At 31.5% G+C, this 24,322-nt stretch carries 20 protein-coding genes, 2 tRNA genes and 3 pseudogenes; 4 read left to right on the top strand and 21 right to left on the bottom strand.

Annotated features, from left to right (window positions below):
• Positions 1-73 precede the first annotated feature (73 nt).
• From HMPREF2647_RS09100 to HMPREF2647_RS11225, 4 genes are all read left to right on the top strand, one after another.
• A complete protein-coding gene (locus HMPREF2647_RS09100) occupies positions 74-385 on the top strand; it encodes a DUF960 family protein (RefSeq protein ID WP_061544231.1) in 312 nt (103 codons plus the stop codon).
• A 14-nt stretch (positions 386-399) separates the two neighbouring features.
• Positions 400-903, top strand: coding sequence for a DUF1643 domain-containing protein (locus tag HMPREF2647_RS09095; protein ID WP_037559702.1), 504 nt, complete (start codon positions 400-402; stop codon positions 901-903).
• Positions 904-917: 14 nt separating this feature from the next.
• Positions 918-1,139: a hypothetical protein gene (locus HMPREF2647_RS09090; protein ID WP_061544232.1), complete on the top strand. Its 222-nt coding sequence runs from the start codon at positions 918-920 to the stop codon at positions 1,137-1,139.
• Positions 1,140-1,339: 200 nt separating this feature from the next.
• Positions 1,340-1,435, top strand: a complete 96-nt coding sequence (locus tag HMPREF2647_RS11225; protein ID WP_099560939.1) for a type I toxin-antitoxin system Fst family toxin — start codon at positions 1,340-1,342, stop codon at positions 1,433-1,435.
• Between the two features lie 369 nt (positions 1,436-1,804).
• Here the strand turns inward: HMPREF2647_RS11225 and HMPREF2647_RS11625 are convergent.
• The 21 genes and pseudogenes from HMPREF2647_RS11625 to rplI all read right to left on the bottom strand — a co-directional run.
• A pseudogene (locus tag HMPREF2647_RS11625) lies at positions 1,805-2,551 on the bottom strand (restriction endonuclease subunit S); the annotation flags it as partial.
• A pseudogene (locus HMPREF2647_RS11620) lies at positions 2,534-2,980 on the bottom strand (restriction endonuclease subunit S); the annotation flags it as partial. The pseudogenes HMPREF2647_RS11625 and HMPREF2647_RS11620, both read right to left, overlap by 18 nt.
• Positions 2,981-3,035: 55 nt before the next feature.
• Positions 3,036-4,592, bottom strand: a complete 1,557-nt coding sequence (locus HMPREF2647_RS09080) for a type I restriction-modification system subunit M (RefSeq protein WP_061544234.1) — start codon at positions 4,590-4,592, stop codon at positions 3,036-3,038.
• Positions 4,593-5,174 (bottom strand): restriction endonuclease subunit S, encoded by a 582-nt coding sequence (locus tag HMPREF2647_RS09075; protein ID WP_061544235.1) that lies wholly within the window; start codon positions 5,172-5,174, stop codon positions 4,593-4,595.
• A gap of 88 nt (positions 5,175-5,262) precedes the next feature.
• Entirely contained in the window at positions 5,263-8,055 is a 2,793-nt protein-coding gene (locus HMPREF2647_RS09070) for a type I restriction endonuclease subunit R (RefSeq protein ID WP_049382268.1), read from the bottom strand.
• Positions 8,056-8,235: 180 nt separating this feature from the next.
• The gene (locus HMPREF2647_RS09065) at positions 8,236-8,721 is read right to left on the bottom strand and encodes a GNAT family N-acetyltransferase (protein ID WP_070859975.1); all 486 of its coding nucleotides are present in this window, start codon (positions 8,719-8,721) and stop codon (positions 8,236-8,238) included.
• Between the two features lie 324 nt (positions 8,722-9,045).
• The gene (locus HMPREF2647_RS09060) at positions 9,046-10,203 is read right to left on the bottom strand and encodes an AlbA family DNA-binding domain-containing protein (protein ID WP_070859973.1); all 1,158 of its coding nucleotides are present in this window, start codon (positions 10,201-10,203) and stop codon (positions 9,046-9,048) included.
• A gap of 339 nt (positions 10,204-10,542) precedes the next feature.
• The gene (locus tag HMPREF2647_RS09055) at positions 10,543-11,259 is read right to left on the bottom strand and encodes a hypothetical protein (RefSeq protein ID WP_070859971.1); all 717 of its coding nucleotides are present in this window, start codon (positions 11,257-11,259) and stop codon (positions 10,543-10,545) included.
• Entirely contained in the window at positions 11,252-12,070 is an 819-nt protein-coding gene (locus HMPREF2647_RS09050; protein WP_256326485.1) for an ATP-binding cassette domain-containing protein, read from the bottom strand. Before HMPREF2647_RS09050 ends, HMPREF2647_RS09055 begins: the two co-directional genes overlap by 8 nt.
• Before the next feature lie 799 nt (positions 12,071-12,869).
• Positions 12,870-13,146 (bottom strand): annotated as a pseudogene (locus HMPREF2647_RS09045) (SDR family NAD(P)-dependent oxidoreductase); the annotation flags it as partial.
• A 115-nt stretch (positions 13,147-13,261) separates the two neighbouring features.
• Positions 13,262-13,741 (bottom strand): 23S rRNA (pseudouridine(1915)-N(3))-methyltransferase RlmH, encoded by a 480-nt coding sequence (gene rlmH / locus HMPREF2647_RS09040; RefSeq protein ID WP_017175609.1) that lies wholly within the window; start codon positions 13,739-13,741, stop codon positions 13,262-13,264.
• Positions 13,742-14,161: 420 nt separating this feature from the next.
• The gene (locus tag HMPREF2647_RS09035; protein WP_029376799.1) at positions 14,162-14,944 is read right to left on the bottom strand and encodes an MBL fold metallo-hydrolase; all 783 of its coding nucleotides are present in this window, start codon (positions 14,942-14,944) and stop codon (positions 14,162-14,164) included.
• A gap of 274 nt (positions 14,945-15,218) precedes the next feature.
• The gene (locus tag HMPREF2647_RS09030; protein ID WP_070859966.1) at positions 15,219-16,010 is read right to left on the bottom strand and encodes a two-component system regulatory protein YycI; all 792 of its coding nucleotides are present in this window, start codon (positions 16,008-16,010) and stop codon (positions 15,219-15,221) included.
• The gene (locus HMPREF2647_RS09025; protein WP_054105632.1) at positions 16,011-17,342 is read right to left on the bottom strand and encodes a YycH family regulatory protein; all 1,332 of its coding nucleotides are present in this window, start codon (positions 17,340-17,342) and stop codon (positions 16,011-16,013) included.
• Positions 17,332-19,158, bottom strand: coding sequence for a cell wall metabolism sensor histidine kinase WalK (gene walK, locus HMPREF2647_RS09020; protein ID WP_048679004.1), 1,827 nt, complete (start codon positions 19,156-19,158; stop codon positions 17,332-17,334). The genes HMPREF2647_RS09025 and walK overlap by 11 nt, the downstream gene beginning before the upstream one ends.
• 12 nt (positions 19,159-19,170) lie before the next feature.
• On the bottom strand, positions 19,171-19,872 hold the full coding sequence (gene yycF / locus HMPREF2647_RS09015) for a response regulator YycF (RefSeq protein WP_048787705.1): 702 nt from the start codon (positions 19,870-19,872) through the stop codon (positions 19,171-19,173).
• A 488-nt stretch (positions 19,873-20,360) separates the two neighbouring features.
• Positions 20,361-20,433, bottom strand: a tRNA-Asp gene (locus HMPREF2647_RS09010).
• A 5-nt stretch (positions 20,434-20,438) separates the two neighbouring features.
• A tRNA-Glu gene (locus HMPREF2647_RS09005) sits at positions 20,439-20,513 on the bottom strand.
• A 390-nt stretch (positions 20,514-20,903) separates the two neighbouring features.
• A complete protein-coding gene (locus HMPREF2647_RS09000) occupies positions 20,904-22,187 on the bottom strand; it encodes an adenylosuccinate synthase (RefSeq protein ID WP_017175614.1) in 1,284 nt (427 codons plus the stop codon).
• 279 nt (positions 22,188-22,466) lie between these two features.
• Entirely contained in the window at positions 22,467-23,867 is a 1,401-nt protein-coding gene (gene dnaB / locus HMPREF2647_RS08995; RefSeq protein ID WP_049415197.1) for a replicative DNA helicase, read from the bottom strand.
• Between the two features lie 108 nt (positions 23,868-23,975).
• Positions 23,976-24,322, bottom strand: a 347-nt coding sequence (gene rplI, locus HMPREF2647_RS08990) for a 50S ribosomal protein L9 (RefSeq protein WP_070859965.1), incomplete at its 5' end; no start/stop codon positions are given.

Raw genomic sequence — 24,322 nt, 5'->3', positions numbered from 1 at the left:
GCACAAATATCTGTTACGATTATTAGCCAAGCGATTATCATCATGAAAGAAATTCAAGACGAGGTAAAATAATATGAAAATCAATCGATACATCACAAGAGGCATTAGTGAACACCTATCTCTAGACCTTCAAATACTACTTTGGAATATGGTAAAAGATCGAGACAATCAACCTCATACAGATTACCTACACATTTTTAAACTACAAGAAGATGATAATATACTCTCTATTACGCATGAACAAGAACAACCCGCATACAAATTGGAATATCACTATACAAACTATGAAAAAAATCAAAACGCATTACCTAAGAAAGTCTACGTCATTCGTGAAGATGACGTGGACGCTTTTTATTATGTGATGCTTTTACCAGAAGAATACTAAAAGGAGTGACGATGATGAATACAATCAAAAGTACGATACACACAGAAGCCATATTTAGCGATGATGAACAACACCGCTACTTACTCAAGAAAACATGGGATGAAAAGAAACCCGCTTGTACAGTGATAACGATGTACCCTCATTTAGATGGCGTATTATCACTCGATCTTACAACTGTTCTTATCCTTAACCAATTAGCGAATTCTGAACAGTATGGTGCTGTATATCTTGTAAATCTATTCTCTAATATTAAAACCCCAGAGAACCTTAAACATATTAAAGAACCTTATGATAAACACACAGACATCCACTTGATGAAAGCGATAAGCGAAAGTGACACAGTGATTCTAGCTTATGGTGCTTATGCGAAACGACCTGTTGTCGTCGAACGTGTTGAGCAAGTGATGGAAATGTTGAAGCCTCACAAAAAGAAAATTAAAAAGCTTATAAACCCAGCAACAAATGAAATCATGCATCCACTCAATCCTAAAGCGCGTCAAAAATGGACATTGAAATAAAAGGAGGATTATCTATGAACCATGACACTACACAATCAGACTGGCGAACAGTTGCTAGTTGCTTAGCATCTCAAAATTATATATCTATCGTAAAAGGACTAGTACATCATTTTACATCAATTAAAGATGAGGAAATATTGGATAAAATCTATGATGATTTTATGGATGATGACTCTATAACAACGGTACTTAATAATGATTTACAGACAATTATTAACCATTATCTATTAAAATGAAAATTATATTACTTACAATAAAAATAGAGCATCCTTCACTTTGCGGTGAAGGATGCTCTCTATTTAATTTTTTTGCTATTTTCAATTAATATAATTCTCTTTATTAAAAGTTCTCTGTAACTTGCTCATTACTGATGATATAATATAAAAGTCGCCTATCTCTCAGGCGTTATGTCAGACGCAGAGAGGAGGTGCTAAAAATGGCAGATATTCTTGTTAATATCATGACCACGGCAGCAAGTGGTTGTATCGTCGCGTTGTTTTCATATTGGCTTCGAAAACGTGATGATAAATAGGCGACTAAGCCACGCCAATAAAAATCCCCTCACTATGGCAGTAGTGAGGGGATTGGTGCATAAAATGCAGATATTCTTGTTAATTAAATTGTAACACTACTTAGTGAAGAATGCAAAACATGTATTACTATTATGGTATCTATTACTTAATGTGTATTTTTAAATAAATATAGATAAATTATTAGCATTATTACTTTGATAGTAACATTTATTTCAACAAAAGTTTCAACGTTGCAATTTAAAAATTTAATACGCTAATGAAAGATTTATTTATAAGTTAATAGCGTTCTAAATCATATATTAATAATAAAATAAAAAAGAGAGGATCTTTTTTATTACTTTACATTACATAATAGGAGTTTATCAGAATTACACAAACATCTTCTGTAAAAATCCTCTTTTACGTTTTTTCAATCCATCAATTTTTTGATTTTGTTTATTAATTAATTCATCCAATTTACTGAAGAAATTACCAATTTTTTCTTGTTCTTCTTTTATTGGTTCAAATATTGGTGTTTTCTTCGCATTTTTTATTGTAAATGTACCTACAGTACCTACACCAGCTACTCTTTTTATATAATTTTGAATACTTGTACTTAGAAAAGAATAGAATAGAAAATTTTCATTCAATTTTTTTTGATTTTTTAGCCAAATAATATTTCCATCTTTAAAATATAATGGTTTATTATCTTTTATTAAAAATGGTATTCCAATTGTACCTACACCAGTTACTAGTAAGTCACCTTTTTCAACTTTTCCTGATATTTTACTGTGTGCATTGTATTTATCATAAGATATGAATAAAGGCTCTTCAATTTTATCTCCTTTGTTATAAGCCACAATATCTCTTGCTCTTAAAAAAGGAACACCATTTGTCTGCCAATCTGACTGATGAATTCTTTTTACAGAAGTAACTTCCATTAAATCTTGAATTTTTCTCTTTTTCCAATTAGGATACTCATTTCCATTTTCATCTTTAAATCTTAAATCTTGTGAAAAAATCTTTTGCATATAACCACGCTTTTGTTGCTCAAACAATTCTAATTTCTTTTCTTCTAATTCAATCTGTCGGTCGAGTTTGCTAAAGAAATCACCTATTTTTTCTTGTTCAAAGCTATTAGGTATATATATGTTTACTTTATAAAAGTCATTGTCACTTATATTAAGTAAACCATCCATTCGAGCAGTAGAACTTATATATTTTCTGAGTTGTCTATCTAATTTTTTAGTATGAAAATATTTTTCAATAAAACTACTATTAATTCCTTTATGAGGTCTAAAGCTCTTGTATACATTAGGTACTAGTGCTTCATCATAATTCATTTTGTATACAATCCCATATTTAGCTATCTTTGAATTCCCTTTATTATAAGATAAATCACCTCTACTAACTTTTGTGTATCTTTTCAAACTATTCCCAGCAATTACTTGAGAAAATCTTTCTTTTTGAGTTAACCAACCATATTTTGCTGAAATTGTTAGTATAGGTAAATCTATTTGGTTATCATTCCCTTTAATAGTAGTAACAATATTAGATAAATTCATCATTTGCCATTTATCATTAAATTCTGGAAATCTTAGATCGGGAGCATTTGTTATTTCAGTCATGTTTTAACACTCCTAATTCTTTAAGATAATCATTGATTTCTGATTCAACCTCTGAAATTTCTTTATCAATATCTGACAATTGTCGTTGAACTAAATCTAAGTCAATCGGTTCTTCTTCTTCAAATGTATCGACGTATCTTGGTATATTTAAGTTATAGTCATTGTCTTTGATTTCATCTAACGAGGCTACATAGCTAAATTTATCAATCGTTTCTCTATGACGATACGTTTCGACGATTTTATTAACATCTTCATCTGTCAATAGATTTTGGTTTTTTCCTTTTTCGAATGATTGTGAAGCGTCAATGAATAATACATTATCACTATCTTCTCGGCATTTTTTGAATACTAATATACTGGTTGGAATACTTGTCCCAAAAAATAGGTTTGTTGGTAATCCAATCACTGCATCTAAATAGTTCTTTTCTTCAATTAAATATTTACGAATCGTTCCTTCAGCTGCACCACGGAATAGTACGCCATGAGGTAAAACGACAGCCATTGTGCCATTATCGTCTAAATAATGAATCATATGTTGAATGAAGGCAAAATCTGCTTTTGACTTAGGTGCTAATTTACCATAACCACTAAAGCGTTCATCGTCTAAAAATGATGGGTCGGCACTCCATTTCGCACTATAAGGTGGATTAGCTACTACTGCATCAAATTTTTCTCCTCTAAAAGCAGGATTTTCTAAGGTATCATCATTATCAATTTTAAAACGCGTATAGTTCACATCATGCAGTAACATATTCATTCGTGCTAAGTTGAATGTGGTATTATTATATTCTTGACCATAGTAGAAGCGGACATCGGCTTCACGCCCAACACGTAACAATAATGAACCTGAACCACATGTTGGATCATACACATTTTTTAAATTAGGTTTATTCGTTGTCACAATCTTAGCTAAAATTTTAGACACTTGTTGTGGTGTATAGAATTCTCCCGCTTTTTTACCTGCATTGGCTGCAAATTGGCCAATTAAATATTCATAAGCATCCCCTAACATATCAATTTCAATATCACTATGCACAAACGGAAGTGTAGCTAAATTAACCATGACTTTTGAAATAAGTTTCGTACGTGCTGCATTGGTATTACCTAAACGTGTGGAGTTTAAATCCATATCAGCGAATAAATGATCAAAGTCTTCTTCACTGTCTTCACCACGTGTTGATTCTTCGATTTTATTAATCGCTTTATGCAAATCTTCAATTTCAAATGTTCGAGTTTCAATTTTTTGAATTAGATGACTAAATAAATCTTGAGGTTCAATTACAAAACCAATTAAATTGATTAACTCTTGTTGTAACGCTTCGCGATATTCTTCATCTTCCCATGCTTCTGCATATGAAATATTGTCTTCTTTTAATAACTCAGCCACTTCTTCTTCTGTTTTTTCTGATAAAAAGCGGTAAAAGATGAGCCCTAAAATATAATTTCTAAACTCGCTTGCATCCATGTTCCCACGTAAATCATTCGCAATACTCCATAATTTCTTTTGTAATTCGGCTTGTTGTTGTCTTTGTTTTTCCGTTGTTGACATCTAAATGTCCTCCTTAAATAAATATTCTGATAAAAATTGGTCCATCAAATAAGTTCGTTTCGCTTGTAAATACTTTAAATGTCTACGTCGTTCATTAAGTTTTCCTATACGTTGTTGTTGTTCTAATGGAGGTAGCGTCATCTTAAGTTGTTTAAGTTGATTCAATGTTAATTTTTTAACTAATGAACCTCCTTGTTTAAATTGATTTAACTGACTCTTCGCTTGAGATGAAGCATTCATCCAATAGACAAAATAGTTAACATCGATATGTGCTGTATCAATCTCAATATGCGTATAATTATAAGGGAGAATACTTTCATGATGTTGTTGACTCACAATGACACACTCACTCGTCATCATATTAATCACGATATCACCCGTATGAACTATCTTGGCTTGATGTGTTGTGCTTAATGTTACATGCTTAGGCTGATGTGTTGTCGGTTGAAACACTCCCTCATCGAACTCCATCATACGTTGGTCATAAATCGGTAATGTTACCCCTTGAGATGTTTCTACAACTTCAAGTCTATTAATTAATGAACCATTATGAAATGTAAATAGCTGCGATATTTTGTTCACCTTCTTTTTGTATTTTTTTATTACTACAAACTAAGTATATAATGTAAAATCCTTGTAGTAAAGAAAAAATACAAGGATTTTATAAAAATTATTCAACCATACCATATTTTTCAACAGTATCTTCAATAAACTGTATAATTTGGTCGGTTTTTCGTTTACGTTTCATAAAAGGTTCTGAAATATTTTGACCGATAGATTTACGGTCAATATTTCCACTATATTCATACTCATTAACAGCTTCGTTAAGTAACATAGCAGAAAAGGCTTTTTGTTCTGCAAATGCATCAATTTCTTTGGTTTTTTCTTTGTCTTCAAATTCATAGTAAGCTTCATTAATATCTGAATCCTCTTTTAATGATGGCACAACTTTATCTAAGAAACTACGAATCAAATCGGCTTTCAAACGTAATTGTTGATCATCAGCTTTATCTAATAACTTATGAATTTGATGACGTTTTTCATCACGTGCTTTCACGTCAGATAGATTAATTTGACCTATTAAATCCATGATATACTTCACATTAATCAAATCATTGCGCATTAATTCAACTTGGAAGTCAATATCATCTAAAACGGACACAGCATCATCATTATCTACTTTTTTACCACGTATCACGTCTTCATAGATATTTAAGTATTTCCCTTTATAATCTTCATAGGTTTGTTCTGCAATCCCGAGTTCATTTTCTGTAAATTGAAATTCATCAAAGGTTTTTAATTTGATGAGTGTATTAGATAAATCACGGAATGCAATGACAAATTCTTTTTTCAGATTCTCGGCCTCTAATCTATCGACATCTAAAGGGGTTGGCGCTAATTGAAAGACTTCTTTTAAGATATCTTTAAAATTTCCTAAGTATTCTTCATACGATAAACTTAACACCGTATCGGTATTATCTGTTTGTGAAAAAATCTCAATCGCTTCATCGGTTTGTTGTTTCAAATCACGATAACACACAATATTACCGTAAGGTTTACGCTCTTTTTCTACACGATTCGTTCTTGAATAGGCTTGAATTAAATCATGATGTTTCAAGTTTTTATCGACATAAAGAGTATTCAACTTTTTACTATCAAAGCCTGTCAAAAACATATTAACAACAATGAGAATGTCGATTTTGTCATCACGAACAACTTCTTTCATACGCTTAGATACGTCAGAAAAGTAGCCTTCGAAATTATCCGTATTATAATTCGTTTTAAATGTTTGATTATAATCATTCATAATACGGTCGAGAATTTCTCTTGAATGTTCCTGTTTTTCACCTTCTTGTGTATCTTCATTGGCTTGATACGTAAAAATGGTTGCAACATTTAAATCATGAACACCTTCGGTTTTCAGTCTTTGGAATATGTCATAATATTTAATCGCCATTGGAATACTTTGAACCGCAAACATAGACGTGTAATTTCCGTTATCTGTTTTCTTGTGATAATTTGAAATCAAATGTCGACAAACAGCTTCAATACGTTCATCTGCCATCCAAATTTCTGAGGTATTAATTTTTGATATATATTCTTCGTCTAAGTCGTCATGTGAATTAAACGTTTGATTGTATTCAACTGAAAATCCAAGGACATTATGGTCTCTAATAGCGTCTTTAATGAGATAGTGATGTAAACATTTGTCAAAAATGTCCGCTGTAGCTCGGCCATCTTGACTCTTGTTTTCTTCAAAACGTGGTGTCCCCGTAAATCCGAAATACTGTGCATTTTCAAAATGTTGCTTAATTAAACGATGCATATCTCCGAATTGCGTACGATGACACTCATCAATAATAAAAATCACTTTATCTTGTTTATATGATTCCATTACTGAGTGATTGGACTTCACTGCATTCGCCATTTTTTGAATCGTTGTCACAATTAAAGGTAAAGTTGGATCGGCTAATTGTCTCAATAATTTACGCGTATTATCCGTAAAATCAACCGAGTCTTCTTGGAACTTATTAAATTCAGCTAACGTTTGATTATCTAAGTCTTTACGGTCGACTAAGAAAATCACTTTTTTAATATTTTCTTCTTGTGATAATAATTGACTCGCTTTAAATGAAGTCAGTGTTTTACCACTACCTGTGGTATGCCAAATGTAACCATTGTTATTTGTTTCTAACGCACGATTTAAAATGGCCTCAACCGCATAGACTTGATAAGGACGTAATGCCATTAAAATTTTGTCTGTTTCATTGACGACCATATAACGACTAATCATCTTAGCAATGTGACATGGTTCTAAGAAGTCTTCAATAAAGTCTTTAAGATAGTTAATACGCTCATTTTGTTCATTACTCCAATAAAACATTTGTCCCTTAAAGATTTCACGATCACTATTGGCGTAGTAGCGTGTTTCCATTTTGTTACTAACGACAAATAATTGTATGTATCGGAATAAACCCGTATAGTTTTGACGACGATAACGCTCAATTTGATTAAATGCTTCCGTAATCGCTACCCCACTACGCTTCAATTCTATTTGAACTAATGGCAAACCATTAATCAAAATTGTCACATCATAACGGCTTTTATATTTATCTTTCACACTGATTTGATTGGTTACTTGGAATTTATTCTGACACCATTGTTTTAAGTTCATGAAATTCAGATATAAATCAGTATCATCATCACGTTTAAGTACATAACTATCGCGTAATTGCATTGCACTATCAAATACAGATTTACCGTTAATTCCCGTCATTAAACGTTCAAACTCACGATCCGTCAGCGGTTTCCCATTTAATTTATCCTTATGACGTTCATTGATAATGTTTCGAAAATTATCATGTAGTTGTTCAACGTTATGTATGTTTACTCGTTCGTATCCTAAACTCTCAAGTTGTTGGAGTACCTCATTTTCTAATGCATATTCACTTTGATAAGCCATTCATTCATCCACCCTAAACTTAATCTTTCCTTAAATATATCAAAATTTAGTAATAATTAATATTGGACGCGTTATTTTATACTAGAGAAATAACGAACTTTTTTAAAAGATAGTATATTTATTACTTTTTATCTGTAAATCCGACTAATAATTTTACTAAACATTACTTAACTTGTAACGTTAATTTAAGTCGCAAAGTTTTTTCTCCATTCTTACTATACCTTCCTCATCAGCAATACTAACTCCATCCTTGAAGTTATAGCCAAACTTCTGATAAAAAGGAACTGCAGTAATGGATGCTGGTATTTCTATTCGGCTGGCTCTCTTATAAAACTCATCGTCTTCCAATGTATTAATAATAAGTTTTCCAATCCCTTTACCTTGGTATTCAGGTAAAACAAAAATAGTGAAAAAACTACTCTCTGTTGGACTATCCCAATAGGGACCAATTGCACCTGTCGCAATGATAGTATCTCCATCTCTGAATACATAAAAGTGAGTCCAAGAAGCTCTTTCAATGATTGATGACACAGTTATATTTTCAGCATCTTTCATCAAATCTTCTTTAGAATAATCAAAGATGTTCGTTTCAAACATTGATCGATGAATCAACTTAACGATTTCTTCAGCATCATTTTCTTCAAAATATTGAATATTAATATCTATAAAATTTTCAATCCTTTCATTTTTTGTTTAAACTCAAAGATTTTTTCAGCTCTCCTTTTAAAGCATTTGATACTTATCGTAACTCTTACTTTTTTTCTAGTGTTTGTGAAGAAACTGAACTTACTTTCACTTTTCTATTCTTTAACACCTCTAATAGAAGCAATCAATATTATTTTCATATTGCTGTCTTTTTGATAATGTGCTTTCAAATCAGATAATATCATCTTATCAATACTACAAGTATCCGATTAAGTAAATGATCTATTACCTTAAATAATTAGACTAAATCACGATTTTGAATTTAGCCTATTATTAATTAAAGTATTAATTGTAATTTTTTCTAAAGTTTAAAAATTGTTCTTTTAAAACTCTTCCAGTATTAATTTTTCTTATAATGTTTTTTTGCGCTATATCATCTAAATATTCTATTCCAAATACACGCTTTTGATTGTTATTGATTAATTCATTTATTTTATTAAAATTTTTATAAATATAATTTTCAAATTCTTTTTGTTCGCTATCATTTTTAAAAATCAATACACATTCTAAAAATTTATTTCTGGAAATTTGTTGTTCCATAGATTTTTCGTTATACATAAAAAGATGAAGATTATAAATCAAAGTATCTTCAATAAAATAACGATAATACATTGTATCTCTATTATATAAATCGTCGTTTATTACACTATGCTCAGGTATTGGAGTTGTATAAATACCTGAATCTAGAGTAATACACTGTTCACTAGCAAGCACCGTATCATGATATTTACATTCGTATTGAGAATATAAGACATTGCTATTCGTTTGATTATATGCATAAAAAGGCGCATTTAATGAAAAATATTTATCACTGTATTCCTCATTATTATAAATAGTATATTCAGGGGACTCATTATAGAAATAGCCTGTTATATTTTTTATCCATTTATTCGAAAACAACAAATATTTTTGAAGTCTTTTAATAGGGTCTGGATGTAAACCAAAGTGAATTTTCCATAAAGTTTCAGTATCCAGTGGATTAGCAGTAGTATTAATTGGCGTATTTTTATCTTCAGTTCTTGTATATATACTACCTGCATTAACTGTTCTAGATTTACCAGACTTATCGTCAGTAAATGAACTCTCTAAATAATATGGAACTTTATCACCAGGTCGAATAATAATAATATCTATCTCTTTTTCTTCATATTTTATAGTCCTTAATAAAACGTATGGATATTTTCCACCGGCAAAATTTTTACCTTCTATGAAAGATAATAATTCTTCTTGTTTTTTTCTATTTGGATCATTATTAACCCCTTTAATATGACCATTATCGGCTACTCCTAATATTAAATATGCTTCCTCATTTGAAAGATTATTTGCCAAACAAATTATATCATGTAGTAACTCAGCTTTATTTTTATGATACTCAACTTTGAAATCCCAATATCTACCTTCACGTTTCTCTTTAATTAAATTTAATATCTTTTCTTCAATCAAAATATTCTCTCCCTTTAAATTATTAAATATTACTTTACATTTTCTACATATATTAAATGATTTATTATATCCATTAGCTCAAGAATATACTTCACATTATGAAGTAAAAAAAGATATAGGATTCAAACGAAATTTAGTAGAAATTTTGATAGCTTCAAATAACGACACACATAGACAAATAGGTACTATCCTTAATAAAGATGTTCCTATACGTACGATGATTATTTCATAATTTCTTTTTAATAATAAGATTTTTATATATTCTTACCTCATTTATATTTGTAATAATTTATTTATCAATTGCTTTATTGGTTATGAATATTTTGTAAATTTATTAAATTACTTATTTAATAATAAAATATCTCTTTTAATAAAAATAGTATATAAAACAATAGTGAAAAATAATATATAAATGTAGTACCATAAATTAATTATCAAAAAATGAGTGTTAAACATAGATGTACTTGATTGACTAAGATAATTTAATATTTCACTTATAGGTGGTAAAACAAATGAAATATATTTAAAAGTAGGTATTTCTTTAATAATATTTGATTTTAAAATAGATAACAAAGATATCAATATTAATAATAACCAACTGTATTTTCTTGATAAAAAATTAGAATATTTAAACAATGCTGTTAATATTATTGCAGTAATACTAATTATAATATGGACATGAATTCCTATTAATATCTCTGTAAGAGATGGTAAATGTTCAAACCTAAGAGATACTAATGGATATGTAATGGCAAAAATAATTAATGGTACGGTCATTAAAAAATTAAATATCAGTTTAGAAGTTAGATACAGTGATCTTCCAAGTTGCGTAAGTAGTAATTGTAATTCTTCTACTGATTCTAAATCAAAAGTAATCAAATTTAACCAAATAGAAATAAAAAGTAATAACATTGAAGTAGTACCAAAACTAGATAAAGCTGGTTGCCCTGCATAATAATATAAAATAACTACTATCAATACAAATACACTATATGGAGCAATAAATTTATATGATCTAATCATATTTTTGAAAAAATAATAGATTGGTTCAATCATTTCTATTATTCACCTCTTCAATTAAGTAACCATTATTTATTAACACTTTTAGTACATTATTACTCTGTCTATTATCAACATTTATAATAGTGTATTCTTTATGATAAAATACTTTAACTTCATCGAAACTTTTCATCATATCTTTAATTTTATTGTGATTTTTATTGTTAATTTTTATTTCTTTATAGGGATTTAATCGTTGCTGTAATTCTATCCATTTTTTATTTTCTAAGTTGAACTTATGAGTAACAAAACTTTCATCGAGTAATTCTTCATGAGATGTTAATATAATAGTTGCATTTTTTTGCCTTTGAATAATTAATTTTTTCAAACTTATTATTGCTTCTTTATCTAAACCAGAAAATGGTTCATCCAATATATAAATATCTGCATTTTTAATTAAACACTGAATTAAATTTACTTTTTGTTTTGTCCCTTTAGAACATAAATTCAATCTCTTATCTAATAAATTATTTAATTTGAAATAAATAATTAAGTCTTCTATATTATGTTCGTTATCATTGTATACATTATCTAGAAAATCTAAATATTCTCTTATTGTTAAATTTATTGTAGAAGGCAAATAATCTGGAGCATAGCTAATTTTCCCGTTCACTTTAATACTTCCAGAGGTAGGCTTTATTAATCCTACTATCATTTTGAGCATCATAGACTTACCACATCCATTACTGCCCTCAATTAATATAATTTCATTTTTGGGAAATTTAAAAGTAAGATCTTTAATAATAATTTTTTTATTAATAGTTTTTTTAACATTAGAACCTTTAACACTGAAAATAATAATATACACCTTCTTACATATAGCTTATATTTCTATTACATTATTTCTTTTATAATTATCTATTTTTACCACTTTCCATACAATAAACTATTTCTTTGTAATTCTTTATGTCGTATTTCTTTTTTAAACGGTCAATCTTAGCTGCAAAACTCATTGAAACCAACTTTCTTCATATTTTAATGCCACTCAAAGAAAAAATGATTGCTAGTACCATAAATATAATCATGAAAAACTATATCTACGTAGTTTATTACTACTTACAATAATTCTTCATCTCTTCTATATCTCCTTTAACAAGTTGATCTAAAGAAGCATTAAATATTGCTGTAAGTGCAATCAAATTATTTAAATCAGGATAACTTCTTTGATTTTACCAATTAGAAATCGTTTGACTTAATCCAAATAATTTTTCTGCTAAATCCATCTGTGATAATTTATATTCTTTTCTATAGCTCCTAATCTGATTTCTTACAATCATATTTAAACACTCCTTACCATCACCTTATCTTATTAAAAGATTTTTTTCTATCTACTATATTAATAATATAATAAAACAGAACCTACAAAATAATTTACATCCCTTATTTCCTAAGAAATGATTATATTAATGAGATTGTCTTTACGATGGATAGCAATAATTATCAAAAATACTTGTTTCTTTTCTATTACAATATTGAGGAGGTAAAAAGAAGATCTTGGAAGGAAGTTTTTTATAAAATTGTTAACATAAAAACACATCTCATAAATTTAGATTTTTCTCTCTAATTTTATAAGATGTGTAAAATTATTTTTAGATTATATTCTATTTCTATAATGCAGTATATCCACCATCAATAGTAAATACACTACCCTGTGCAAATGAGGATGCATCCGAAGCAAGATAAACGACAATGCCGCCTAATTCTTCTGGTTCAACTGGACGTCCCATTGGGGTCGCGCCCATCCAATAATCAATCACTTCTTCTCCAATATTAAACATCGGTTCAGTTAAAGCTGTTTTCATGTATCCAGGAGCAATCGTATTTACTTTAATACCATACTTAGACCATTCTATAGCTCATAATAACTCCTGCTTTTGAAGCATTAATAAAACCGCTACTAAAGAAGATATGGAAATCCATCTCTACTTTATTGTTTTCTTCAAATATTATCTCGTAGTTTACCTCGTTCATTAAGCAAAAAAGTGGATAAAAAACCGCATCATTTATGATATGCTTCGCCTCTCATAATTTTAAATGCTCGATACACTTGTTCGATTAAGACGACGCGCATCATTTGGTGTGGGAAGGTCATTTTGCTAAATGAGAGTGCGTAGTTGCTGCGATTTAAGACGTCTTGATGGAGTCCGTTTGATCCCCCAATGACGAAGACGAAGTCACTTTGTCCTTGTGTCATACGTTGTTGTAGTTCTTTAGCTAAACCTTCCGATGATAACATTTTACCTTGTATTTCTAATGTAATAACGGTGGCTTGTGGTTTAATTTTGGCTAATAATCGTTGTCCTTCTTTTTCTTTGACTTGTTCAATCTCTTTATCACTCATATTTTCAGGTGCTTTTTCATCCGGCACTTCAATCATCTCAATTTTAGAGTATGCCCCGAGTCTTTTTTCATATTCAGCAATCGCTTGTTTCCAGTACTTTTCTTTTAATTTTCCGACAGCTAAAATAGTAATCTTCATTATAGTCCTCCATGTTGATAATAGTTATTCGACTTATCCACAAGTTATCAACTTGTTAACAGAATTCCCTCTAATTATAACAGTAATGTATATAAATTCTGTGGAAAATTCAAGATTTATCTACAAAAAATCTCATTCATCCATCACTTTTGTGGATAAGTCTGTGTATAATGTGAGTATTTCTGTGTGTATTATTCACAATAGTGGATAACTTTCTTCAGATTTGGGGATAACTTCACGACCGTCTTTTATATTTATTCACAGATTCTAAGTAAATCACTTTAATTATCCACTTTTTAATGAATATTCATGTATAGTCCAAATTGTTAGATCATATCTTTAATTTTTCCAAAAAAAGAGCTTAATAAAAACCTCATATTCCCTTAAGATTTTCATTAAGCTTCATACTTCTTTTCAATTTTATAACGTGTAAATCGGTGTCGCTTGTGCTTTATCTGTGTCACATAACAATACTTCTTTTTCAGTATCGATATCATGTTCATTTAATACTTGTCCGACGCTCATTCGTGCTAAATCTTTCATATTATTATCACGAGATAAATGTGAAAGATAGATACGTTTCGTATTACCTGTAATCACATCCGCCATCGCATGTCCTGCATCTTCATTTGACACATGTCCCATATCACTTAAAATACGCTGTTTCGTCTTCCAAGGATAACGACACATGCGTAACATATCCACATCATGATTACTTTCAAACATAAATGCGTCACTACCTTGAATCATACCTTTCATTCGGTCTGACACATAGCCGGTATCTGTAATCATCGTAAATTTCTTATAGTTATTATGGAAAATATAAAATTGTGGATCAATCGCATCATGAGAGACATTAAACGATTCTATATCAAAACCTGCAATAGATTTTGTTTCATAGGGATTGAAAATAAATTTTTGATCCATCGGAATTTTATCATCTTTTTTTTCAATCGCTTTCCAAGTTTTTTCATTCGCATACACTGGTAAACCATATCGACGTGCAATGACGCCAAGTCCTTTAATATGGTCGCTATGTTCATGTGTCACTAGGATGCCATTCAGATTCTTCATATCCCTATCAATCTGACTAAATAAATCTTCCATCTTTTTACCCGTAAGACCGACATCTACTAAAAGACTGCCTTTCTCACTTTCTACATAAGTCGCGTTTCCTGTACTACCGCTTGCTAATACGCTCATTCGAATCAAGATGGTTCATCCTTTCTCATTATCTTAAGTTTTAATTATTTAGAGTGCCTTCAGTCTAATTATTTTATATTTACTCTTTTTTCTAAAAAAATATAGTTTCGAACTTGTATCTCTGTTCGAAACTTTCCGCTCTAAAAGTACTTTTATAGTATACTATACCAACCTGTAACTAAAAATTCCAATTCTCTGTTTATATTAAATATGTAAGAGCAAAACAACGGGCAAATTTGACCGCCATTTTGCTCTATTTAAAATGATTCACTTTTTAGTTATCAATCACTTTTGGATTGACTGAAGTGGCTTCAACATAATATTTTTTCGTTTCTTCTTTACCTTTATGTTTCACTTTGATTTCCCAGTTTGCTTGTAGTAATTGAACGTTGGTTTCTCTTACTACTGAGTAATATCCTAATCTTGCATCTAATACTTCATCGCCAGCTTTTAAGTAACGATTGAAATACAAGCTTTCAATTGCTTTACGCGGTGTAATGACTTGCTTCTTAGGATTATTGTCACCTTTTGCAGGTTCAATTTTACTCATTAATGTTTGTTTATACATTGTCGCTTTACCATCGTCTATATTAAAGCGAAGGCGTGCTTTATTGTTATTAAGCAATGGGTACCCATCATATGTTTGTTCATAGGTAACAGCATTTGAATTAATATCGCCAAGTTGATAGACCTTACCATTATAAATATGATTGATAATGTAATCTTTTAAATCACTAAGATTACGATCACTTACATTTACAGTATTATCTACGTCACCACTTACTGTGAAACCAGAATTACTTGTTTCTAATGAAGATTTATTTTCAGCGTATGATTTAAAGTTTTTAGAAGTAGCAGTAATCATTTGCATCTTCGTACCACTTACATCTTTATTTAATACATCTGTCGATACTTTAATCTCTTCTTGCTGGAAGTTGACTTCATTATCGCTTTCAGTTTCATTAATTTGCGATTTAGTCACCTTATTAATATAAATCAGAATGAGAAAAATATTGACTAGAACAAACACGAAAATAAACAATGTTTTGGTTAGTTTCCAGTTCATTTATTCAAGCCTCCCATCCTGATATACATACCATTCACCATCATACTCAACATACCACGTTGGAATAAATTCACTATTACGTTGTACTTCGATGTCATCTTTATCTGGCTGATCATCTTCTTTATAGCCAACGATCATATTCGATATTTTTTCAAAATCAATATTATGATTGTTCGCAAGTGACGCACGCACAGTTTCCAAACTGTCTAATGATGTCGTTGCACCTTCTAAAGGCACGCTTGAACGTAGAAGAGCACGTTTATAGTCATAAATTCCTTTTTCTCCCCAAGTCACGTTAATTTCATTTAACTGCTGATCATTAAATGTAGGATGTCCATTGAGGAATAATTGATAGGTTAATTCTCCTGACATATTATCCGTATTGAACAGACGGAAATCATCGTTAAAGAAACCACCATGATTATTAATATATTCGAATGTACTTGGAATGGAGGTATCCATATCTTTCGAACCTGATTCATCTTCAGATAAGTTTTTATAATGGTACTTTTTACTGTCATCATTATAGTTTGCGACGCCGGTATTATTATTATATGTGGTTGAACCACTTTTTCCGCTTCGAATAATGACAGAATCATCAAATAAAATTGAGTTCATCGTTTCGACTGAAATCGTATCATATACCATACGATATGAGCGTAGGTCTTTTGGATGTTTCGGCGCAAAAATATGCGTTGATTTATCAATCGTCGTCTTATTCGTAATCACTTCCGAATAGGTTTCCATATCTTTTTCTAAATGATGAATGGTTTTAGTAAATGGCGTTGCCTTAGCGTCTATCGTCACTTTCATGACTTGTTGATGACGTTTACTCAGCGCATATAATTCTAAATCACCCTTAGGATTTTTATCAATTAAAATTCGATTAAAGCTAAAATGTTTAGGAATTTTAGCTGAGTTATTAAGTACTTGACCTAAATAGGTTGTTAGTGGCATATCATACGTAAAATCCAACACGACAAAATCATGGTCTAATATCGGAGTTTGCAAGTTATACCCTTTTTGCATCAATTCTACTTTACTCACTTCATGATCTTTGAGTGGATCAATAACTTGAGCGAGTTGAGATCTTGATGGTGTCAATCCTTTTACTTTATCCCCTTTAACTGACACAACTTGATAAGGTGAAATCACTGTGTCCATCTTTGCAGCTAAAGGTTTACCAATGGTTTTAGTATTATTTTTTTTACTATCCGCGCTGTCTAAATTATTTAAATCTGGAGTAAAGTTCCAAATCATATACGTAAGGACAATACTCATCATGACTAAAAGAAAAAGGATAACTGATTTAATATGTTCCTTACTGTTCATCCCAATCACCGTCGTCTATCACTTCACATGGAAGTGTAATAAATATCGATGTGCCTTGTCCTTCAACACTGTTTGCCCAGATACGACCATTATGTGCTTCGACAATTTCTTTTGAAATGGCCAGTCCAAGACCTGTACCACCCATTTTACGTGTACGTGCTTTATCTACGCGGTAGAAGCGATCAAAGATTTTATCTACTTTATTAATTGGAATACCGATGCCATTATCTTTAATACGAATGGTCATTCGATTATAAAGTGCATTTTGTTTCACGTGGAACTCGACACGTTTATCTCCACGAGAATATTTCATCGCATTCGTAATGACGTTATCAAATACTTGTGTCATCTTATCTGGATCTATTTCTGTGAAAATCGTTTCATTTGGAATTTCACGTACAAACGTTGTATCTTTCGCTGCCATTTCATGTCGATTAATAATTTTATTAATAAACATATTAAAGTCGACAATTTCTTTTGTAATTTGTTCTGTCTCATTATCCATTTTAGATAATTGAAGTAAGTCATTTACTAGTCGAATCATACGTACCGTTTCTTCACGTGTGACTGAAAGGAACGATGGCGCAAGATTTTCATCTTTCCAAGCGCCTTCTTCAAGTGCTTCAATATAACTGTTCATTGATGTTAACGGCGTACGTAATTCGTGTGATACATTGGCAACGAATTCGCGACGTTCACGTTCCACTTGTTGTTGCTCTGTAACATCGTGTAATACGGCGATATAACCATTAACAAATCCCGTATCTTGTACAATCGTGCTAAAGTTGACACGTGCAATAATACCTTCTTCTTCGTTCATATCAATTAAGATACTATCATTATTCTCTTGAATTTCTTCTAATGAAAAATCGCCTTCTATTTTTAAAACATTTAGCATGTAATAACCAATGAGATCTTCTTTCGCCATACCTAACATTTTAATCGCCATATCATTCACAATACGAATACGACCACGTCGATCCGTCGCAATGATACCATCACTCATATGTGTGATGACAGAATCGAGTCGACGTTTCTCACTTTCTGTATTCGCTTGGGCTTCTTGTACACGTTTAGAAAGATTATTAAACGCAAGCGCAAGTTCACCAATTTCGTCATTACCATAAATCTTAACACGCTGTGTATAGTTCCCTTTCGACATTTCAACTGTTTGGTTACGCATATCTGTAATCGGTCGCGTAATCGTTCGCGCAATAAAGAAACCGAGTATAACCGTGATAAATAAGGAAATAGCCGTACCAATAATAAAGATTTGGTTAATATTGTTAAGCTGGTTATATACATCATTAATATTTGACTCTATGTAAATATTACCGATCACATCATTGCTATTCTTAACTGGTAAGTTGTAAATCCAAATCCGTTCTTTACCATGACCATAGTCTTTTAAGACGTTATGACTATTTGCTTCGCCAAGAGAGATTGCTTTTTGAACAGAGTTATCATTCACTTTTTGATTAATTAAGCTATGTGATGATAACTTCGCTGTAGCCATTATAATTTGATCTTTATCAATAAAGCGGATTTCTTCAATCTCTTGTCGATTAGCGTATTCATTCAGTAGCGATTGAACTTCCTTTTGTGCATTTGAAGGATTGTCTTTATAAATACGCTCAATATTGACTTCGAGTTGTGTCGCATATTGTTTAATATTCTTCATGAAATTATTTGTTAATTCTTTTTCTAAACTATTAGTGAAATACAGACCAATAATCTGCATTCCAATAATAATCAGTAAGACATAAACAATAACGAGTTTTGTGTGAAGGGATTGGAGTTGTTTCAGCCACTTCATCGTTTGCAACTCCTAATCATGTTGTTGGAGGAAGTATCCAACGCCTCGACGTGTCACAATATATTCTGGATGAGATGGATCGTCTTCAATTTTTTCTCTTAAACGACGAATGGTTACATCCACTGTACGCACGTCTCCAAAATAATCGTAGCCCCAAACCGTTTGTAATAAGTGTTCACGTGTCATAACTTGACCCATATGTTTTGAAAGATAGTGGAATAATTCAAATTCACGATGTGTTAATTCAATATCCTCACCACGTTTTTTAATTGAATAAGCATCGGGATAAACCACGATATCTTTAATCGCAATTTCATTCGTTGTACCTTCTGATTCTTGCGCAGGTTGAGAATAGTGACGTCTTAAGTTTGCTTTCACACGTGCAATTAATTCACGTGTACTAAATGGTTTCGTCACATAATCATCAGCACCTAATTCAAGGCCCAATACTTTATCAATTTCTGAGTCTTTCGCTGTTAACATAATAATTGGCATTTCGTATTTTTTACGTACTTCACGACATACTTCCATACCATCACGACCTGGTAACATAATGTCTAACAATACGATGTCTGGCTCTTCTTCATAAATTAAATCGACTGCATCATTACCATCATAAGCGCAATGAACTTCATAGCCTTCTTTTTTTAAATTAAATTCTAAAATATCCGCAATTGGCTTTTCATCATCAACTACAACAACTTTTCTAGCCATATCTATAAACCTCATTTCTCAAATTGTAGTTTAAACCTTAATGTTTATTATATTTTGAGTAAAACATTAACTGTATTATATGGCGCTATCTTACGTCTTAACGCACGTTTATCTACTATATAATTTAACATTAATATTCACTTAATTCTATTTTCATATTTAAAATTATAGAATAACATTAATTTAAAGTTTACCACTCTCGTTTTATATTACAAATAAGTTGAGCGCCTTGAATATTGGACAAAAGTCGTAGGAAGACAGAAACGGTACAATGTTACAAAATGATGATAGAGGATAATCGTTGAAAATTAAGAGTGATATATAAAAGATGTATAAAAAAAGAGAGAAATATTAAAAATATATTGCGACGTCACCTATTTGTAATACGCACATCGTTTTACTCATGATAACGTCTATATATTTATAAAAATAAAGAAGCCATATTAAAAAAGCATAAAAAAAATGCCTACCCTTTTGGATAAGCAATACGGTCTCGACGGGAATCGAACCCGCGATCTCCTGCGTGACAGGCAGGCGTGTTAACCGCTACACTACGAGACCTAAAATGGTGACTCCTACGGGACTCGAACCCGTGTTACCGCCGTGAAAGGGCGGTGTCTTAACCGCTTGACCAAGGAGCCGTTCTTAAGCACAAGATAGATTATAGCATAGCTTTTATTTTAAAGACAAGAACTTTTTTACATAATTTTAATATTTTTTTATAATTCCTTAATTTTTAGAAAAAAAGAGTTGTTTTGAAGATAGATTACATAACAATATACTTTTTTTCTTTACTTTTACATTATTAATTCATATTCAAATTTAAATGATACGGTTATCATTATCTTATTTTATATATAAAAAACGTTGCTAAAGTGAGTCACTTTAACAACGTTAGATGTATACAATTAAATGTTTTATTATTAACGGGCTTCGAAACGTAATTCTCTCATCCATCATATGCTAATCTCTAAAATCAAAAACCGATTTTCGCTCTTAGCACGTTATTGCTCTAGGTTTATACGCTTTTCTTACCATAATTTTTCTAATAGGTTTGTTTGCTCACGGTCAGGGCCTACAGAGAAGATTGAAATATGAACGCCACATAATTCAGAAATACGTTCTAAGTATTTACGTGCGTTTTCAGGTAATTCTTCTAATGTACGACAACCTGTAATGTCTTCCGTCCAACCAGGTAATTCTTCGAAGATGGGTTTACAACGACGTAATTGATCTAAGTTTGCTGGATATTCTGTGATTGTTTCACCATCTAACTCATATGCTGTACAGATTTTAACTGTATCTAAACCTGTTAAAACGTCAATTGAGTTAATAGATAAGTCTGTAATACCACTTACACGACGAGAGTGACGTAATACAACTGAGTCGAACCAACCTACACGACGAGGACGTCCTGTTGTCGTTCCATATTCACGACCTACTTCTCTAATATGATGACCATCTTCATCGAATAATTCAGTAGGGAATGGGCCATCACCTACACGAGATGTATAGGATTTACATACACCAATCACTTTAGATACGAAGGTTGGACCCACGCCAGTTCCTACTGTCACGTTACCTGCAACAGGATTACTTGACGTTACGAAAGGATATGTACCATGGTCGATATCTAACATAACACCTTGTGCACCTTCAAATAAAACCTTTTCATCAGCTACGAAAGCGTCATCCAAAATTTTAGCTGTATCTGTAACGAATTCTTTTAAACGTTGACCAGCGGCATAGTATTCATCGAACATTTCATCAAAGTGTGGACAAGTTTCATTAAACATCCCTTTGAAATATGCATTTTTAATCTCAATATTTTCTTTTAAACGTCTTTCAAATGTATCTTTTTCTAATAGATCAGCCATACGAATACCAATACGTTGTGCTTTATCTACATAAGCTGGTCCAATACCTTTTTTCGTTGTACCGATTTTATTATCGCCGCGACGACGTTCTTCATATTCATCTTGTGCTAAGTGATACGGTAAGATGACTTGCGCACGGTTTGAAATACGTAGATTATCTGTAGAAATACCACGTTCATTTAAACCGTCTAATTCTTTTAATAATGCAACAGGATCTACAACCACTCCATTACCAATCACTGCTAATTTATCTTTATAAAAAATACCTGATGGTACTAAATGTAATTTGTATGTTTCTCCACCAAACTGAATGGTATGACCTGCGTTATTACCACCTGAAAAACGCGCAATCACATCTGCTTGTTCTGCTAAGAAATCTGTAATTTTACCTTTACCTTCGTCTCCCCATTGTGTCCCAACTACTACGATTGATGACATGTGAGCACCTCCAAAGTTTTCTCAATTAACCACTAAGTATTCTATCAATACGTTTCATATAATGCAAATAAAAATCGAACATTAAAAATAGCATTCACATCAGTCAAATAAATACGTATATTTTATTAAAAAAACTTTGAAATTGTTAATTTACCAGTATTTCAAGGCAGTTTTACAAATGTCTAATACACATACTTCACTTAACTTTATTTTTTAAAAACAAAATAAAAACCGTACATTTATATTAAAAATAATAATAATGTACGGTAAAAAATATTTTTAAGACATGTCTGCATGTGCATAATCAATGTCTGTAAATTTATTATATTGTTTCATAAAGTGTAACTTCACTGTGCCTGTAGGGCCGTTACGTTGTTTAGCAATAATAATTTCAATCTCACCATTATCGTCATTTGATTGAGGTTCGAAATGAGTACTATCGTCATCTTCTTCACCATCGCCTCGATTATAGTAATCATCACGATACAAGAAAGCAACAATATCTGCGTCTTGCTCAATTGATCCAGATTCACGAATATCACTCATCATTGGTCGTTTATCTTGACGTTGTTCTACGCCACGAGATAACTGACTCAGTGCGATAACGGGACATTCTAATTCACGAGCGATGGCTTTTAACGTACGTGAGATTTCAGAGACTTCTTGTTGTCTATTATCTGAAAAACGTGAGCCACTCCCTTGAATAAGTTGTAGATAGTCAATGACAATCATATCCAGACCATGTTCTTGTTTAAGACGACGACACTTTGAGCGTAAATCTGTAATACGAATTCCTGGTGTATCATCAATAAAAATCTTTGTTCTCGATAATTTACCTACTGCAATCGTAAATCGATTCCAGTCTTCTTCTGTCATTGTCCCTGTTCTTAAACGGTTAGAATCTACATTTCCTGAACTACAAATCATACGTGTCGCAAGTTGATCGGCACCCATTTCAAGTGAGAAAATACCTACTGTATAGTTATCTTCATGAGTGGCTACTTTTTGAGCGATATTAAGTGCGAAGGCAGTCTTACCTACAGAAGGACGGGCTGCTAAAATAATTAAATCATTTCTATTAAAGCCCGCAGTCATCTGGTCTAAATCGCGGTATCCAGTAGGAATACCCGGCGTTTGCCCACTATTTTGATCAAGTTCCTCTGCAGTCTCATATACTTGACCTAAGACATCTCTAATATCTTTAAATCCATCACTTTGACGGTTTGCTGAGAGTTCAAGAATACGTTTTTCAGCATCACTTAAAATAGCATCTAATTCAAGCTCATTATTATACCCATCATTCGCAATGCTATCAGCTGTTTGAATTAATCGACGTTTAAGCGCAAGATTAGCAACTATATTTCTATAGTATTCAATATTACGTGTCGTCGGTACATTATTCGATAATTCAGCTAAATATTGAGGGCCACCAGCCTCACTTAATGTACCTTCTTTCGTTAATTGTTCCATTAACGTGACTACATCAATCTCATGAGCATCTTCGTTTAAGTTCATCATTGCTCTAAAGATATGTTGGTGTGCACCTCTATAAAACGACTCAGGAAGTAATACCTCCTGAGTCGAACCTATTAATTCTGGATCTAAAATAATTGCACCTAAGACAGACTGTTCAGCTTCATTGTTATGGGGCATTTGTCTTTGATCATACATATTATCCATCAATCATTACACCCATCTATCTTAAAATTTTCGACATGCTAGTGCAACATTATATCTTTCTATGAATTGCTTTTAAAAGAATGGACTACCTATTTGTCCTAAATCTTTTTATTTTTCTACAGTGTGTACGCGAATTGTACCTTCAACTTCTTTGTCTAATTTAACAGGTACATTAGTATAACCTAACGCGTGAATACCGTGTGGTAAATCCATTTTACGTTTATCAATTTTAATATCGTGTTGATTTTTTAATGCGTCAGCAATTTGTTTTGTACTAATAGAACCAAACAATTTACCGCCTTCACCAGTTTTAGCACTTACTTCAACTTCGATATCTTCTAATTTTGCTTTTAATGCTTTAGCATCATCGATTTCTTGTTGTCTATCCGCTTCAGCACGTCTATTTTGTTGTTCTAATTGTTTTAAATTACCTGGTGTTGCTTCAACAGCATATT

The organism is Staphylococcus sp. HMSC035D11, from assembly GCF_001836075.1.
GTDB classification, from domain to species: domain Bacteria; phylum Bacillota; class Bacilli; order Staphylococcales; family Staphylococcaceae; genus Staphylococcus; species Staphylococcus hominis.
Note: the sequence above shows the minus strand (reverse complement) of the source record. Positions and strands in the feature narration are given on the sequence as shown.

Coding starts and splice junctions, on each gene's coding strand:
- HMPREF2647_RS09000 (WP_017175614.1), bottom strand. CDS start 22,187: ATGTCATCAATCGTAGTAGTTGGGACACAATGGGGAGACGAAGGTAAA.
- HMPREF2647_RS09095 (WP_037559702.1), top strand. CDS start 400: ATGAATACAATCAAAAGTACGATACACACAGAAGCCATATTTAGCGAT.
- walK (WP_048679004.1), bottom strand. CDS start 19,158: ATGAAGTGGCTGAAACAACTCCAATCCCTTCACACAAAACTCGTTATT.
- HMPREF2647_RS09100 (WP_061544231.1), top strand. CDS start 74: ATGAAAATCAATCGATACATCACAAGAGGCATTAGTGAACACCTATCT.
- HMPREF2647_RS09080 (WP_061544234.1), bottom strand. CDS start 4,592: ATGTCAACAACGGAAAAACAAAGACAACAACAAGCCGAATTACAAAAG.
- HMPREF2647_RS09070 (WP_049382268.1), bottom strand. CDS start 8,055: ATGGCTTATCAAAGTGAATATGCATTAGAAAATGAGGTACTCCAACAA.
- yycF (WP_048787705.1), bottom strand. CDS start 19,872: ATGGCTAGAAAAGTTGTTGTAGTTGATGATGAAAAGCCAATTGCGGAT.
- HMPREF2647_RS09030 (WP_070859966.1), bottom strand. CDS start 16,010: ATGAACTGGAAACTAACCAAAACATTGTTTATTTTCGTGTTTGTTCTA.
- rlmH (WP_017175609.1), bottom strand. CDS start 13,741: ATGAAGATTACTATTTTAGCTGTCGGAAAATTAAAAGAAAAGTACTGG.
- HMPREF2647_RS09055 (WP_070859971.1), bottom strand. CDS start 11,259: ATGATTGAACCAATCTATTATTTTTTCAAAAATATGATTAGATCATAT.
- HMPREF2647_RS09090 (WP_061544232.1), top strand. CDS start 918: ATGAACCATGACACTACACAATCAGACTGGCGAACAGTTGCTAGTTGC.
- HMPREF2647_RS11225 (WP_099560939.1), top strand. CDS start 1,340: ATGGCAGATATTCTTGTTAATATCATGACCACGGCAGCAAGTGGTTGT.
- HMPREF2647_RS09035 (WP_029376799.1), bottom strand. CDS start 14,944: ATGAGCGTATTAGCAAGCGGTAGTACAGGAAACGCGACTTATGTAGAA.
- HMPREF2647_RS09025 (WP_054105632.1), bottom strand. CDS start 17,342: ATGAACAGTAAGGAACATATTAAATCAGTTATCCTTTTTCTTTTAGTC.
- dnaB (WP_049415197.1), bottom strand. CDS start 23,867: ATGGATAATATGTATGATCAAAGACAAATGCCCCATAACAATGAAGCT.